We start from the raw sequence: 14,634 nt of genomic DNA, 5'->3' as shown, positions 1-14,634 counted from the left end.
GCTGAACTAAAACTAATTATGATGTCCCATGTAAATTTATTATCTCATAATTTTGTTTGGAAAAACAACTACACTTTCAAAGTTATTCTCCCCAACAGCAGATACCCCAAAGAAAAAATTATCGATTACAATTCCCTCCAAAGTAAATTTGGTAACATCGCCAACATACCTACTGTGGTCCCAGGTAGGGGAGGTGGTATCCCGCCAATAGATCTTATAGCCTATTGCACCTTCTACGGGACTCCATTGGAGCCTGACTGAAGGGGCTACTACACCCCCAATACCCACCTCTTTTGGGGCAGGAGGGGCCCATGCCAGTGAGGCCATATTTATGGCATTTACCGCAGTTAGTTTCTTGGCGTATCCAAAATTCACATGTTCTAGTACATCGCCATAGGCAATTCCTCCTTCAACTCGAATATCCTGATGTTGTTGGGTGTAATTCTCATGTGCTTCCATAATCCGTATCCCAGCATAACCAGCATCGTTAAAGGGCCTATGATGTCCGCCTCTTCCAAAGCGGTCTAACCTATAGATCATTATCGGGTTCATTTCCGGCATATAGGTTTCCACATTTCTGTGTACGTAGCGTGCCAATTGCCTAGATATTCCGTCTACCTCTCCTCCGTAAAACCTACGACTATTCCGCTCTTTTTCAGTTTCTGTAGGGGGCACGGGTTCGGAAAATATCCTAAAATCGGTATTACTGATGATTCCATCTACGCCACTTATATTTCCAATCATATCATTGTTAAATACACCAATGATATCCCATCCCATTTCCTTGGCATATTTTGCAAATCCCTGCCCTCCAAATAGACCCTGTTCCTCACCCGATAGCCCTAGGTAAACGATGCTACTTTCAAATTGGTATTTAGACAGCACCCTTGCGGCCTCCAAAGCACCCGCCATACCACTTGCATTATCATTTGCACCGGGAGAATCCGAGGTAAAATCGTTGGGGTCGCTAACGCGGGAATCTATATCCCCACTCATAATAATATAACGATTAGGATATTTGGAACCTCTTTGGACGGCCACCACATTTACCACCAAAACATCGTTTCCAATACGCTGATTTTCACCTTTTTTAACCAAGTCTGTTTGAAAGGACACTTCAAGACAATTATTGCAGTTTTTGGAGATTTCCTCAAATCCCTTCTTTATCCATCTTCTTGCGGCGCCAATACCACGGGTACTTGAGAGGGTATCACTTAAAGTATGCCTTGTGCCAAAATTGGCAAGAGTTGTTATATCTATTTCTATCCGATCTGCTGAGACCTCTTCAATTATATTGTAAATACGCTGATCGGTCTGGGCTTCGGCACAATAGACCAGCAAAAACACCAATGACGTAAGGAGTATTCTCATAGGTAGCTATTTATTGTTTTATAACGGTACTACTTCGACTGCGCTTAGTACGGGGTCCTTCGGCTACACTTACCTTGCGGTAGATAAACCTGTCTGGCTGCAGTCTGATTCGCTTATTTTCATTCGTATTTGCGACCAGTTTTCGGTCATGCGCATTTCTTAGTGAAATTTGGTTAAAATTGAGTTTTATAAAACACAGAAAATGATCATAACTTAAGGGATCAATTAAAAAGTAAATCATTTCTGGATTCCCCACAGAATTCCCCCCTGTTCCATAATCAATCTACATCGATAAATTTATTGAGCAAATCTCTTACATTTCCATTACTTTCCACATAATACTTGGCTTGGGTCTTATGGCGACCAACCTTTACTGTAATTGCGGACTCAGGTAGTTCCTGGAACATAAACTCGTCCGTCCAGTCATCCCCAATGGCAAATACAAAATCATATTCCTCTTCGGAGTATACGCGCATGGCCGCACGTCCTTTGTTTACATTACTACTCTTAATCTCCATCACCTTATTACCGTTCAGAACACTTAGGTCATCATTGGCAATCAGGCTGGTGAGTACGGTATTGAGTTCCGTGGCCCGTTTTATACCAAAATCTGGATCCGTATTTCGGTAATGCCATGCCAAAGAATAGTTTTTCTCCTCAATAAAACTGCCGGGGGTGCGGTCTACAAAAGATTCCAGCACTGGTTGAATCTTCTCCATCCAGTCCTTTTTAACGTTTTCCAACATTCTAAATTCTTCCCCGTTTTGCGAGATCCATACCCCGTGCTCTACGATCATATTGTATTTCTTGGGCAAAAACCATTTGGTAAAGGTTTCCTTATCCCTACCACTTATTAAATAAAGGTCAGTATTTTCCTGTGCCGCAAGCTTATCCAAGAGGGCATACAATTCTTTATCCGGACTTGCTTTTTGGGGATCATTGTGAAAGCCGACCAGAGTGCCGTCATAATCCAGAAACAATAACTTTCTTTTGGCAGATCTAAATTTCTTGCCCACATCCTTAGCACGTGTAGGGGTAAGTTTGCGCGACTTATGTTGGGTTTCGTTTTGTTTTTGGTTGAGAAGGGAAGTCATAAAGTCGTTCGCCCATTTTTCTACATTATACCTTTCCAATCTTTTTTGCAATATGGCGTTTCTAGCCTGTTGTTCCTCTTTAGGCATATTTATCGCTTGGAACAATGCTTCTGAAATCTCCTCAAAGTTATTGGGGTTTATAAGAAGCGATTCATTCATTTCGTTGGCAGATCCGGCCATTTCACTCAAGATTAAAACCCCGGTCTTATCTGTCCTAGTAGCAATATATTCCTTTGCCACCAAATTCATCCCATCCCTTATAGGGGTCAACCAGGCAATATCGCAGGAAGTATAGAGATCTATAAGATTTTCAAATGGCATGGATCGGTAAAAATACCAGATAGGAGTCCAGCTTACCGTTGAAAACTCTCCGTTGATCCTCCCCACTAATTCATCTATTTCCTTTTTTAATAATTGATATTGGGGAACATTGGAACGGGAAGGCACCGCTAAAATAATAAGCCTTACCTTCTCCTTATATTCTGGATGCTTGTTTAGAAAATATTCGAATGCATTAAGCCGTTTGGCAATCCCCTTGGAATAATCCAACCGGTCAATGGACAGTAAAAACTTGGCCTCGGGTTGGTTTGCTTTGTGCATATCCAATCTTTTTTGTAATTCCGAACGTTCTTCCGCCTTATTTTCATCGTGTTTTTTAGCGGCATCTCTAAATTTCTTATAATCGATCCCCATTGGAAAAGAATCAACCTTAATGACCCTGTCATCCATATAAATGTCATTAAAACTAACCTCCAGACTTAGAAGTCGCCTTACGGAACTCAGAAAGTGTCGTTCGTAATCATAGGTGTGGAAACCGATCAGATCCGATCCCAACAACCCTTGTAGTACCTCTTTACGCCAGGGGAGCGTCCTAAATATTTCATAGGAGGGAAAAGGTATGTGCAGAAAGAAACCTATAGATACGTTGGGGCGTTGCTCCCTAACCATTTGGGGCACCAGCATCAATTGGTAATCGTGTACCCAAATAATATCGTCATCATCTGCTTTTTCCAAAATGGCATCTGCAAACTTTTGGTTAACAGACTTGTAAATCTCCCAACTTTCCAGTTCAAATTCAGAATACTCCAAGAAATAATGAAAAAGCGGCCAAATAGTACGATTGCTAAAACCGTAGTAAAAGCCATCTACTTCTTCTGAAGTTAAATTAACTTTAGAGGACCCGTGTTTCGCCAATGCTTTGTCTATTTCAGGAGCCAATCCCGGAGGAATTTCGTCGTCCGTTAATCCACTCCATCCTATCCAAAGACTATCGCCTCCAGAATGTACAGATTTCATTCCAGTAGCCAATCCACCAACACTGGGGGTCGCCGTAATTTTGCCATTATCAATTTGTAATTGTACTGGCAACCTATTTGAGATTATGATAGTTTTGGACATAAAATGAGGTTTTCAGATGTTTTTGGTATTATATTTTCCTAAATTTCGACAAAATCAAGGGTAAATCCTATTTTTAAATCCTTACAATTACAATTTTATGGATATGGATAATTTAGATTATGGTATAATAGGAAATTGTAGAAGCGCCGCTTTGGTCTCAAAATTCGGGTCTTTGGATTGGTGTTGTTTACCTGAATTTGATTCAGCATCCATCTTTGCAAAACTATTGGACGAGAAAAAAGGAGGTAGTTTTGAGATATTGGTCGATGATAATTATTCCATTAATCAGGAATATATTCCTAATACCGCCATTTTGGTTACCCGTTTCTCTGACGGAAGGAACATTTTTGAAGTCCACGATTTTATGCCCCGCTACCACAAAGAGAAAGAAGGGTACAATGCTCCCCCGGAAATCGTGAGATTTATAAGGTATGTATATGGAAGCCCGGTCTTTAGAGTGTTGTACAACCCGAAGTTGGAATATGCCCAAGGCTCAACAAACACTTATATAAAAGAGGATTTCATCGTTAGCCTCACTCATGAAATAAAATTTGATACCGTTTTCCTATATACCTCTTTTAGCAATCAGAAAGTGTTAAACGGGGAGGAAATAACCTTGGAACAGGACGGTTACTTCCTATTGGGGTATAACGAGAAAATTCTAAATCCTAGTTTAGAAAAAGTGTATCTTGAAATGGAGCGCACCAAGGTTTATTGGTTAAATTGGTCCAATAAAACGCCTACCTACCACAAGTACAATACACAAATAAAACGCAGTGCCCTTACCCTTAAAATGCTCAGTTATGATAAGTCTGGCGCAGTGTTGGCAGCAGCTACCACTTCCTTGCCCGAAACTATAGGGGAGGTAAGGAATTGGGATTACCGATTCTGTTGGATTAGGGACGCCTCCATGGTCATTAAGGTAGTTTCCGATCTAGGCCATAAAAATATTGCCAAGCGATACCTACAATTTATAATAGACCTTATCCCGGACAAGGATGAAAAATTACAGATTATGTACGGCATCAACAAGGAAAAGAAGCTGACAGAGCACACCTTGGATCATTTGAGCGGCTATATGGGGTCTAAGCCAGTAAGGATTGGTAACGCAGCCTACGAGCAACGTCAGCACGATATTTACGGTATTTTAATGGATGTTATCTACACCCAACTGGAAAAATTCACTACAGATATTGAAAACGGGGAGGAACTATGGAACATTACCAAAGGTATTGTATGGATCGTAGGGAATCATTGGCAGGAACCGGACAAGGGTATTTGGGAATTTAGGACCGAAAATAGGCATTTTACCTTTTCAAAGGTGCTATGCTGGACAGCCATCGATAGAGCGATAAAGGTTGCTGAGATTTTTGGAAAAAAACGCAAATTGAAAAAATGGCGTACTTTGGAAAGGCAAATAAGAGAGGATATTCATAAAAATGCCTGGAACGAGGAGAAACAAGCCTTTACACAATCCTATGGATCTTCGCATATGGATGCTTCCGTGCTTTTAATGGAATCTTACGGGTTTATAGATGCCATGGATCCAAAATTTGTGCGTACCGTAAATGCCGTTGAAAAAGAACTTTGTCATGAGGGACTTCTATACCGTTACAAAAATGAGGACGATTTTGGGTTGCCCTCTTCCTCCTTTACCATTTGTACCTTCTGGTTTATCAATAGCCTGTTCAAGATAGGAGAGGAAGAAAAAGCTATAGCACATTTTGAGCAACTATTGAGTTATAGTAATCATTTAGGTCTATTTAGTGAAGATATTGATTTTAAGACTAAAAGGTTGCTTGGTAATTTTCCACAGGCCTATTCTCATTTGGCATTAATTGAATGTGCTATGAACTTTTCTAAGAAGCATAGTGAAATGGGTATTATCGAATCTTTGGAAAATAAGGAGTAGTAATTATTGATCCATCAATCTATCAGTTCGCATCTTCCTTCCCTTAATCCCCTTGGGATTATAAGCCTTCTGTATGCTGCTTTTTAACCCTACCAACTTAGATTATGATCAACAAGGGGTAACTTAAAATTAGAACCACCTCATTGTGGCCTAAAATGAATAATAAAGCAAAATATCCTAACATTTTATCGGTGAATTGTTAATTTTGGGGTTAAATAATGTAAAATAAACAAGCGAAATGAACGTAAAATTAATGGCAGGTGCTTTACTTTTGATAGTGGGGCTGATATCCTGTAATAAAAAGAAAGTTGCCGAAAAACCTGTATTGGAGACGGAACAGGGCTTTGATTATTCGGTAGATCAATTTGCCGACATCAAAATTTTAAGGTATCAAATCCCTGGATTTGAAGAATTGACCCTAAAGGAGAAAAAATTGGTTTACTTCCTTACCCAAGCCGGATTGGCAGGTAGAGATATCATTTGGGACCAAAACTATCGACATAATCTGGGTATAAGGGAAGCTTTAGAGCATATTTACACCCATTATAAAGGTGATAAAAACACGGACGATTGGAACGCCTTTGAGGTTTACCTTAAGCGAGTATGGTTTTCCAACGGGATCCACCACCACTATTCCAACGACAAGATAATTCCCGAATTTTCTGCAGACTACTTAAACCTTCTCTTGACAGAAACTGGTACGGAATTAAAAGGTGAGGCTTTTGAGGTTATTTTTAACGACAAGGACAACAAAAAAGTGAACAAGAAAAAAGGGGTGGACATAGTAGCTTCCTCAGCAGTGAATTTTTATGACCCTTCGGTTACCGATGCAGAAGTGGAAGCATTCTATAAAACAGCTTATAAAGGACCCAAAAACACTCCTATAGAGGCTGGTTTAAACTCCAAATTGGTAAAGGAAAACGGTAAATTGGTAGAAAAGATCTGGAAATCGGGCGGACTCTATGGAAGTGCTATCGATGAAATTATCAAATGGCTGGAAAGAGCACAAGGAGTTGCTGAAAATGAAAAACAGGCCAATGCTTTGGGACTTTTAATGGAGTACTACAAAACTGGAAGTCTGGACACTTGGGACAAATACTGCATTGCATGGGCCACATCTACTTCAGGAAATATAGATTGGATCAACGGCTTTATTGAAGTTTACAACGATCCAAAGGGATATAGGGGTTCCTATGAATCAATCGTACAGATCAAAGATTTTGAAATGTCGAGAAAAATGTCGGTACTAACTGAAAACGCACAATGGTTCGAAGATAATGCACCCTTGCTTAAAGAGCACAAAAAGGAAAAAGTTGTGGGAGTTTCCTATAAAACCGTTAATGTGGTCGGGGAATCCGGAGATGCATCTCCAAGTACTCCTATAGGGGTGAATCTTCCCAATAACAACTGGATCAGACAACAACACGGAAGCAAATCGGTTTCCTTGGGGAATATTATAGATGCCTACAATCATTTTGGTGGTACGGATAGGTTAAAGGAATTTGCCAACGATGCCGAGGAAATAGAATTGGAGGAAAAATATGGGGAAATAGGGGATAAGCTGCATACGGCGCTGCACGAAGTAATAGGTCATGCTTCGGGACAGATCAACCAAGGAATTGGTCAACCTAAAGAAACCCTTAAAAACTACGCCTCCACCATAGAAGAAGGAAGAGCGGATTTAATAGGGCTTTACTATTTGATGGATCCTAAGTTGCAGGAACTTGGTTTGGTAGACGATTGGGAGAAAGTTGGCAAGGCCGCCTATGATGGCTATATCAGAAATGGCCTGATGACCCAATTGGTCCGAATCAACCTAGGTGATGATATAGAAGAAGACCATATGGTAAACAGGCAATGGGTTTCTGCCTGGGCTTATGAAAAAGGGAAGGCGGATAATGTAATCGAAAAAATTACTAGAGACGATAAGACCTATTACAATATTAATGACTATTCCAAATTGCGGGAACTCTTTGGTCAATTGTTACAGGAAACGCAGCGGATGAAATCTGAAGGCGATTTTAAAGCTGCCCAGGACCTAGTAGAGGGATACGGAGTAAAAGTGGATCAAGCGATTCACGCAGAGGTACTGGAAAGAAACTCCCAGTTTAAATCTGCTCCTTATAGCGGATTTGTAAATCCAGTGTTGGTTGTAGAAATAGATGCGTCCGGAGAAGTATCGGATGTTAAAGTGACCCAGCCTGAAAACTTTGTGTCCCAGATGTTAGAATATGCCAAAACTCATAGCTTCTTGACTTCTAACTTAATGAAAGTAGCACATTAAATGATGTGTTATATATTGCTATAAATAAGTGGAATACATTTTATTTAAAATTAAAAAGCCGTTCCCAAAAGGAACGGCTTTTCGCTTCTGCTTCATTACAAAGCTCCTATTTGAATTAGTCAAAGGTATATCCATTATCCGCAGCTACTCTATCAGCAATTTGAGTGCGTAGCGCTACTACGTTAGGATGATTTGTATATTTCGTGAAACGTTTAAGTCCCATAAGCATCATTCGTTGCTCATCACCTTCGGCAAAAGAAACAATTGCTTCCTTACCTTTTTGAATGATGATGTCCACTGCAGTGTACAAATACAATCTGGACATGGCAATTTGAGTGTCCTGGGCTTCTTCCCCAAAACGCTTGGCATTCTTTTCCGTTCTAAGCAAGGTAGATTCTGCCATATAAATTTCTATCAGAATATCTGCGGCAGACAACATAAGCTGCTGGTGGTTCTCCAATTCGGGGCCATATTTTTGTACGGCACTACCTGCAACCATTAAAAACACCTTCTTTAGTCGAGCTAACAAGTCTTTTTCTTCGGCAAATAATTCCGAGAAATCGGGGACATCAAAGGATGGTATTCCCATTAATTCCTCACCTACCTTAGTTGCTGGTCCTAAAAGATCTACATGACCCTTCATGGCTTTTTTGACCAACATACCTACGGCCAACATTCTATTTATTTCGTTGGTTCCCTCGTATATTCTAGCGATACGGGCATCTCTCCAAGCAGATTCCATTGGGGTATCTGCAGAGAAGCCCATTCCCCCAAAAATTTGGATTCCTTCGTCGGTAGTATTCTGTACGTCTTCCGATGCAGCTACTTTTAAGATGGAACATTCTATAGCATATTCTTCAACACCTTTTAATTCTGCTTCTTGATGTGTGTTACCGGCTGCTTGACGCATGGCAATCCTGTCCTCAATATTTTTAGCAGCCCTATAACTTGCAGATTCATCTGCATAGCAATTGGTTGCCATATTTGCAATCTTTGCTTTTATAGCGCCAAAATTGATGATAGGCGTTTTAAACTGTATTCTTTCGTTGGCATATTTGGTAGCCTCTCCAATTACACGTCTTTGCGCTTCCAAACAGGCAGCAGCCAACTTTATCCGACCAATGTTTAAGGCATTCATAGCAATCTTAAAGCCGTTGCCCCGTTCCGATAACATATTTTCTACCGGTACCTTGGTGTCGTTAAAAAACACCTGGCGAGTAGAGGAGGCGTGGATCCCTAATTTCTTTTCTTCCTCGCCCATACTGATACCGTTACTGGCATCATTCTCTACAATAAAACCGGTAATATTCTTATCGTCCCCAATCCTTGCAAATACAATAAACAAACTACAGAAACCAGCATTGGATATCCACATTTTCTGTCCCGTAATGCTGTAGTACTTCCCATCTTCGGAAAGAACCGCTTTTGTTTTTCCTGAGTTTGCATCGGAGCCAGCACCTGGTTCAGTTAAGCAATACGCACCAAACCATTCGCCAGAAGCCAATTTGGGTACGTATTTTTGTTTTTGTTCCTCGCTACCATAAAGGGTAATAGGCATAGTGCCTATACCTGTATGGGCGCCAAAAGCGGTGCTAAAAGAACCCGTAGCCCCAGAAATATAATCACATACCAACATGGTGGATACAAATCCCATTCCCATTCCTCCGTAAGATTCTGGTACGGCCACGCTTAATAATCCCAGTTCCCCAGCTTTTCGCATGGTTTCCTCGGTATAGGCATAATCTTTCTTTTCAAATCGTTCCCAATGAGCCCAAAGTTCCCTATCCACAAATTCTTTGGTACTCTCGCGCATCATTTTTTGCTCTTCGGATAAATCCTCGAGCGTAAATACATCCTCACATTTGGTTTCTTTAACAAGGAACTGACCTCCCCGTAATAATTCTTTATCTATTGTTTCCATAGGCCTTTTCCCATCCTGCTCCTTAAAAGGCAAGTATATTGGGGATTTTTTAGTTTAACGTTTTTATTATAATACTGTTGATCTATAATAGCTTAAATGAGCTTATTAGTTCAGGAACTCATAAATACCTGCTGCTCCCTGACCTGTTCCAACGCACATGGTGACCATACCATACTTGCCCTTCATATTGCGTTTTCGCATTTCGTCGAATAATTGAACGGAAAGCTTGGCGCCTGTACATCCTAATGGATGCCCTAAGGCTATTGCACCTCCGTTGACATTTACTATATCGGGATTAAGGTTCAGTTCTCTGATCACTGCGATGGATTGCGAGGCAAAAGCTTCATTAAGCTCTATTAGTTCTACATCCTCTTGCTTCAATCCAGCTTGCTTAAGGGCTTTTGGAATGGCCTTTACAGGTCCAATTCCCATAATCCGTGGTTCTACCCCAGCTGCAGCGTAATTTACTAGTCTGGCAATGGGCTCTAGGTTTAATTCCTTAACCATTTCTTCGCTCATCACCATAACAAAGGCTGCGCCATCGCTCATTTGTGAAGAATTCCCTGCAGTAACGCTACCTCCAGCAGCAAACACCGGACGTAGTTTGGCCAAGGCTTCCAAACTAGTACCCTTACGTGGACCTTCATCTTTGGTAACGGTATAATTTTTGGTGGCTTTTTTTCCATTTTCATCCACATATATCTGCTCAATAGCTATAGGTACGATCTGACTTTGAAAACGGTCTTCTGCCTGTGCCTTTAGGGCTTTCATATGAGAATGGTAGGCAAATTCGTCCTGATCTTCCCTAGATACCTTAAATTGCTTGGCAACCGCTTCTGCAGTATTTCCCATACCCCAGTAGTAATCTTCGTGACCCGATTTCGCCAAATCGTAATTGAGCTCGGTTTTATACCCGGTCATGGGTACGGCACTCATACTTTCCGCACCTCCTGCAATGATACAGTCGGCCATGCCAGCTTGGATCTTTGCGGTAGCCACCCCTATGGTTTCTATTCCAGAGGCGCAGAATCTGTTAACGGTTACTCCTGGAACGTCCACGATATCCAATCCCATCAAGGAGATCAATCGCGCCATATTTAGCCCCTGTGAACCTTCCGGCATTGCGTTTCCAACGATAACATCATCTATTCGTTTTTTATCCAATTGAGGCAACTCCTTCATCATATATGCTATGGTTTCCGCTGCCAATTCATCTGTACGTTTAAAACGGAAAACCCCTTTTGGTGCTTTACCTACTGCCGTTCTATATGCTTTTACTATATATGCTGTTTTCATGAATGTGAGTATTAAGTACCTAGTACAAAGTACCAAGTAGGTTATTATTGATTGTTAGTTATTGTTGTTTGAGTGATTTTATCAATGCATAATTCATTTTTTGTACTTCCTTAACATTGGTTAGTATATTTTTCACGCGTTCCTGTTGAACCAATTTTAATCGATAAGCCAGTAATAATTGAGTATACAATTCATCGGAAGACCCACTTGCCATACTTAGAAAATTTCTAAATTCACCATTTGTATTCCTTCCGGCACCCTCAGCAATATTTGATGCAATTGAAACTGCACTTCTTCTAATTTGGCTCTTTAATCCAAATTTCTCTTCTTTTGGAAATTCCGCGGATAAGAGATATACCTCTTCAGTTATATTCATCGCTTTTTGCCAAATTATTAATTCTTCAAATCGATGCATACAATCTTATTATATCTCTTTACCATTTACTTAATACTTGGTACTTAATACTTTGTACTATAATTAGTTTCTCAACGGCTTCCCAGTCTTCAGCATATGCTGAATCCTTTCCAAGGTTTTTCTTTCCGTACAAAGCGACAGGAAGGCTTCCCTTTCCAAATCCAATAAATACTGTTCAGTTACCAGGGTAGGTTCAGATAAATCTCCCCCTGCCATAACATAGGCCAGTTTATTGGCGATTTTTTTATCGTGTTCACTTATGTAATTACTGTCTTCCATGGCATCGGTCCCTACTAAGAACATTCCAAGTGCCTGTTTTCCAAGTACTTTTATATCTTGTCGCCTTATGGGTTGGGTATATCCGGCTTCGGCCATTAACTTGGCATGCGCTTTGGCAGTAGCTATTTGTCGGTCTTTATTGACCACAACAATATCCTTACCGTGTTGTAAAATTCCCAAGTCATAGGCTTCATAGGCAGAAGTAGAAACCTTAGCCATTCCTATAGTGAGGAAATATTCTTGGAGAACATTGAGCTCTACATCATTTTTCTTAAAGGTATCCTGGGCACGTAAGGCAAATTCTTTAGAGCCGCCACCACCTGGAATAACACCTACACCAAATTCCACAAGCCCAATATAGGTTTCTGCCGCAGCAACTACCATGTCTGCATGCAGTGAAAGCTCGCATCCTCCACCCAAAGTCATCCCATGAGGTGCCGAAACAGTTGGAATTGCAGAATAGCGCATACGCATCATAGTGTCCTGGAACATTTTAATGGCCATGTTTAGCTCATCGTATTCCTGTTCTACGGCCATCATAAAGATCATGCCAATATTGGCTCCAACCGAGAAATTAGGAGCTTGGTTACCTACGACCAAACCTTGAAAATCTTTTTCGGCCAAATCAATTGCCTTGTTCAGCCCAGCCAGCACATCGCCACCAATGGTATTCATCTTGGATTGGAATTCCACATTTAAAATTCCATCTCCTAAATCCTCGACAACAACACCGCTGTTTTTAAATACCTCTTTGGTCTTACGAATGTTATCCAAGATTATAAAGGCATCCTGTCCTGGAATTTTCTCTATTTTTTTAGTCGGGATGTTGTAAAAATAAGTAGCTCCATCCTTAACGCTGTAAAACGATTTATTTTCTGTTGCAAACATTTCCGAAACCCATGGGGCAGCTTTCAAACCTTCTTTCTCTATCAATTCCATTCCTGCTTGGACCCCAATGGCATCCCAAATCTGAAAAGGTCCGTGTTCCCATCCAAAACCAGCCTTCATGGCATCATCAATTTTATAGAGATCGTCGGATATCTCTGGGATACGGTTGGATACATAGGCAAAAAGGGCAGCGAAGCTTTTTCTGTAAAATTCCCCGGCCTTATCTTTTCCTCCAACCAGAACCTTATATCGGTCCATTACCTTATCTATAGTTTTTGTAAGCTCTAAAGTGGCAAAACTTGCTCTTTTATTGGCCCTATACTCCAGAGTATTTAGATCCAAGGTCATTATCTCACTGGAGCCATCTGCATTTTTTATCTTTTTGTAAAACCCTTGTCCTGTTTTACTTCCCAACCACTTGTTTTCCATCATGGTATTGATGAAGTTCGGTAGTTGGAATACCTCATGTCGTTCATCACTTGGGCAGTTCTCATTAATACCATTGGCAACATGCACCAAGGTATCTAGCCCCACAACATCCACAGTTCGGAAAGTGGCAGATTTTGGCCTTCCAATCACTGGTCCCGTTAGTTTATCAACTTCTTCAACGGTAAGTCCCATCTCCTTAACCATATGGAATAGGCTTTGTATCCCAAATATACCCACACGGTTTCCTATAAAAGCGGGGGTATCCTTGGCTACCACCGAGGTTTTACCCAAAAACTGTTCACCATATCCATTTAGGAATTCCAAGACTTCCGGAGATGTCTTTGGTCCAGGGATAATTTCAAATAATTTTAAGTATCTAGCAGGATTAAAAAAGTGGGTCCCACAGAAATGTTTCTGGAAATCCTCACTTCTTCCTTCACTCATAAATTTTATCGGAATACCGGAAGTATTAGAGGTGATTAAAGTCCCTGGTTTTCTGTATTTCTCCAAATTATCGAACACCATTTTCTTTACATCCAAGCGCTCTACGACCACCTCAATGATCCAGTCTACCTCACTAACTTTTGCAATGTCATCCTCAAGATTCCCGGTGCTAATACGCTGGGCAAACTTTTGATGATAAATAGGGGAGGGCTTGGATTTAAGAGCCGCCATAAGGGAGTCGTTCACCAATCTATTGCGCACTACCTTATCCTTTAAGGTTAGTCCACTGGCTTTCTCTTTTTCAGTAAGTTCCCTTGGTACAATATCCAACAATAATACTTCTACGCCAATATTGGCAAAGTGGCATGCTATACCGCTTCCCATGATGCCGGAGCCAATTACCGCTACCTTTTTAATATGTTTGTTCATCAATAATAAATATTAATTAGTTATGGTCTTTTTATTGTAAATTTTCTTTTCGGTAACCAAGTGGTTAATCAGCTCAGCAACCTCAAAAAAGGAATTTAATTGCTCTTCGGAAACATGTGACCTTACTGTTTCGTTAAAGCGAAGCACTACCGCTTTGGAGTCGTCTCTTTTTTCAAGTCCAAAAGCGGTCAAATGTATCAATACGCCCCTACCATCATTAGGATTAGGTTTGCGTACTATTAACCCTTTTTGTTCCATGCTTTTTAAAATTCTGGACAAACTGGTGGCCTCCATTCCCATTTTAGGCCCTAAAGCAGTGGAAGGGGTTCCCGTCTTGGGGTCTATGCTCAGCAATGTAAATCCGACGGCCATGGTGCTTTCAAACTTTTTAGCCTCTTCGTTATACATTTTTGTTACTGCTTGCCAAGTGGCACGTAACGCATAATCTATTGTTATATCTTTCATTTATTTGGA

At 40.7% G+C, this 14,634-nt stretch carries 9 protein-coding genes; 2 read left to right on the top strand and 7 right to left on the bottom strand.

Annotated elements, in window-relative coordinates; translation table 11 throughout:
* Nucleotides 1–39: 39 nt before the first annotated feature.
* Together KCTC52924_RS16340 and KCTC52924_RS16335 are read right to left on the bottom strand one after the other, a co-directional pair.
* Complete coding sequence (locus tag KCTC52924_RS16340; protein WP_251805829.1) at nt 40–1,371, bottom strand: M28 family metallopeptidase; 1,332 nt, start codon at nt 1,369–1,371, stop codon at nt 40–42.
* A gap of 278 nt (nt 1,372–1,649) precedes the next feature.
* The gene (locus tag KCTC52924_RS16335; protein ID WP_251805828.1) at nt 1,650–3,863 is read right to left on the bottom strand and encodes a bifunctional alpha,alpha-trehalose-phosphate synthase (UDP-forming)/trehalose-phosphatase; all 2,214 of its coding nucleotides are present in this window, start codon (nt 3,861–3,863) and stop codon (nt 1,650–1,652) included.
* A 103-nt stretch (nt 3,864–3,966) separates the two neighbouring features.
* Here KCTC52924_RS16335 and KCTC52924_RS16330 point away from each other — a divergent pair, with 103 nt between their 5' ends.
* Together KCTC52924_RS16330 and KCTC52924_RS16325 are read left to right on the top strand one after the other, a co-directional pair.
* A complete protein-coding gene (locus KCTC52924_RS16330; protein ID WP_251805827.1) occupies nt 3,967–5,775 on the top strand; it encodes a glycoside hydrolase family 15 protein in 1,809 nt (602 codons plus the stop codon).
* Nucleotides 5,776–6,013: 238 nt separating this feature from the next.
* Nucleotides 6,014–8,059: a dipeptidyl peptidase 3 gene (locus tag KCTC52924_RS16325; protein ID WP_251805826.1), complete on the top strand. Its 2,046-nt coding sequence runs from the start codon at nt 6,014–6,016 to the stop codon at nt 8,057–8,059.
* A gap of 115 nt (nt 8,060–8,174) precedes the next feature.
* Here KCTC52924_RS16325 and KCTC52924_RS16320 read toward each other — a convergent pair whose 3' ends face one another.
* The 5 genes from KCTC52924_RS16320 to KCTC52924_RS16300 all read right to left on the bottom strand — a co-directional run bounded on the left by KCTC52924_RS16320 (nt 8,175) and on the right by KCTC52924_RS16300 (nt 14,625).
* Nucleotides 8,175–9,980 carry an acyl-CoA dehydrogenase family protein gene (locus tag KCTC52924_RS16320; RefSeq protein ID WP_251805825.1) on the bottom strand — a complete coding sequence of 602 codons (1,806 nt, stop codon included), beginning with the start codon at nt 9,978–9,980 and terminating at the stop codon, nt 8,175–8,177.
* Nucleotides 9,981–10,085: 105 nt separating this feature from the next.
* Complete coding sequence (locus KCTC52924_RS16315; RefSeq protein WP_251805824.1) at nt 10,086–11,276, bottom strand: acetyl-CoA C-acyltransferase; 1,191 nt, start codon at nt 11,274–11,276, stop codon at nt 10,086–10,088.
* A 58-nt stretch (nt 11,277–11,334) separates the two neighbouring features.
* A complete protein-coding gene (locus tag KCTC52924_RS16310) occupies nt 11,335–11,691 on the bottom strand; it encodes a four helix bundle protein (protein ID WP_251805823.1) in 357 nt (118 codons plus the stop codon).
* 63 nt (nt 11,692–11,754) lie between these two features.
* Entirely contained in the window at nt 11,755–14,160 is a 2,406-nt protein-coding gene (locus tag KCTC52924_RS16305; protein ID WP_251805822.1) for a 3-hydroxyacyl-CoA dehydrogenase/enoyl-CoA hydratase family protein, read from the bottom strand.
* 12 nt (nt 14,161–14,172) lie between these two features.
* A complete protein-coding gene (locus tag KCTC52924_RS16300; protein WP_251805821.1) occupies nt 14,173–14,625 on the bottom strand; it encodes a MarR family winged helix-turn-helix transcriptional regulator in 453 nt (150 codons plus the stop codon).
* Nucleotides 14,626–14,634: the final 9 nt, after the last annotated feature.

The sequence above is a fragment of the Arenibacter antarcticus genome (genome assembly GCF_041320605.1).
Lineage (GTDB): Bacteria > Bacteroidota > Bacteroidia > Flavobacteriales > Flavobacteriaceae > Arenibacter > Arenibacter antarcticus.
Note: the sequence above shows the minus strand (reverse complement) of the source record. Positions and strands in the feature narration are given on the sequence as shown.

Excerpts from the sequence above, each read along its gene's own strand:
- KCTC52924_RS16305 (WP_251805822.1), bottom strand. The coding sequence starts at position 14,160 with ATGAACAAACATATTAAAAAGGTAGCGGTAATTGGCTCCGGCATCATG.
- KCTC52924_RS16320 (WP_251805825.1), bottom strand. The coding sequence starts at position 9,980 with ATGGAAACAATAGATAAAGAATTATTACGGGGAGGTCAGTTCCTTGTT.
- KCTC52924_RS16310 (WP_251805823.1), bottom strand. The coding sequence starts at position 11,691 with ATGCATCGATTTGAAGAATTAATAATTTGGCAAAAAGCGATGAATATA.
- KCTC52924_RS16300 (WP_251805821.1), bottom strand. The coding sequence starts at position 14,625 with ATGAAAGATATAACAATAGATTATGCGTTACGTGCCACTTGGCAAGCA.
- KCTC52924_RS16340 (WP_251805829.1), bottom strand. The coding sequence starts at position 1,371 with ATGAGAATACTCCTTACGTCATTGGTGTTTTTGCTGGTCTATTGTGCC.
- KCTC52924_RS16325 (WP_251805826.1), top strand. The coding sequence starts at position 6,014 with ATGAACGTAAAATTAATGGCAGGTGCTTTACTTTTGATAGTGGGGCTG.
- KCTC52924_RS16335 (WP_251805828.1), bottom strand. The coding sequence starts at position 3,863 with ATGTCCAAAACTATCATAATCTCAAATAGGTTGCCAGTACAATTACAA.
- KCTC52924_RS16315 (WP_251805824.1), bottom strand. The coding sequence starts at position 11,276 with ATGAAAACAGCATATATAGTAAAAGCATATAGAACGGCAGTAGGTAAA.
- KCTC52924_RS16330 (WP_251805827.1), top strand. The coding sequence starts at position 3,967 with ATGGATAATTTAGATTATGGTATAATAGGAAATTGTAGAAGCGCCGCT.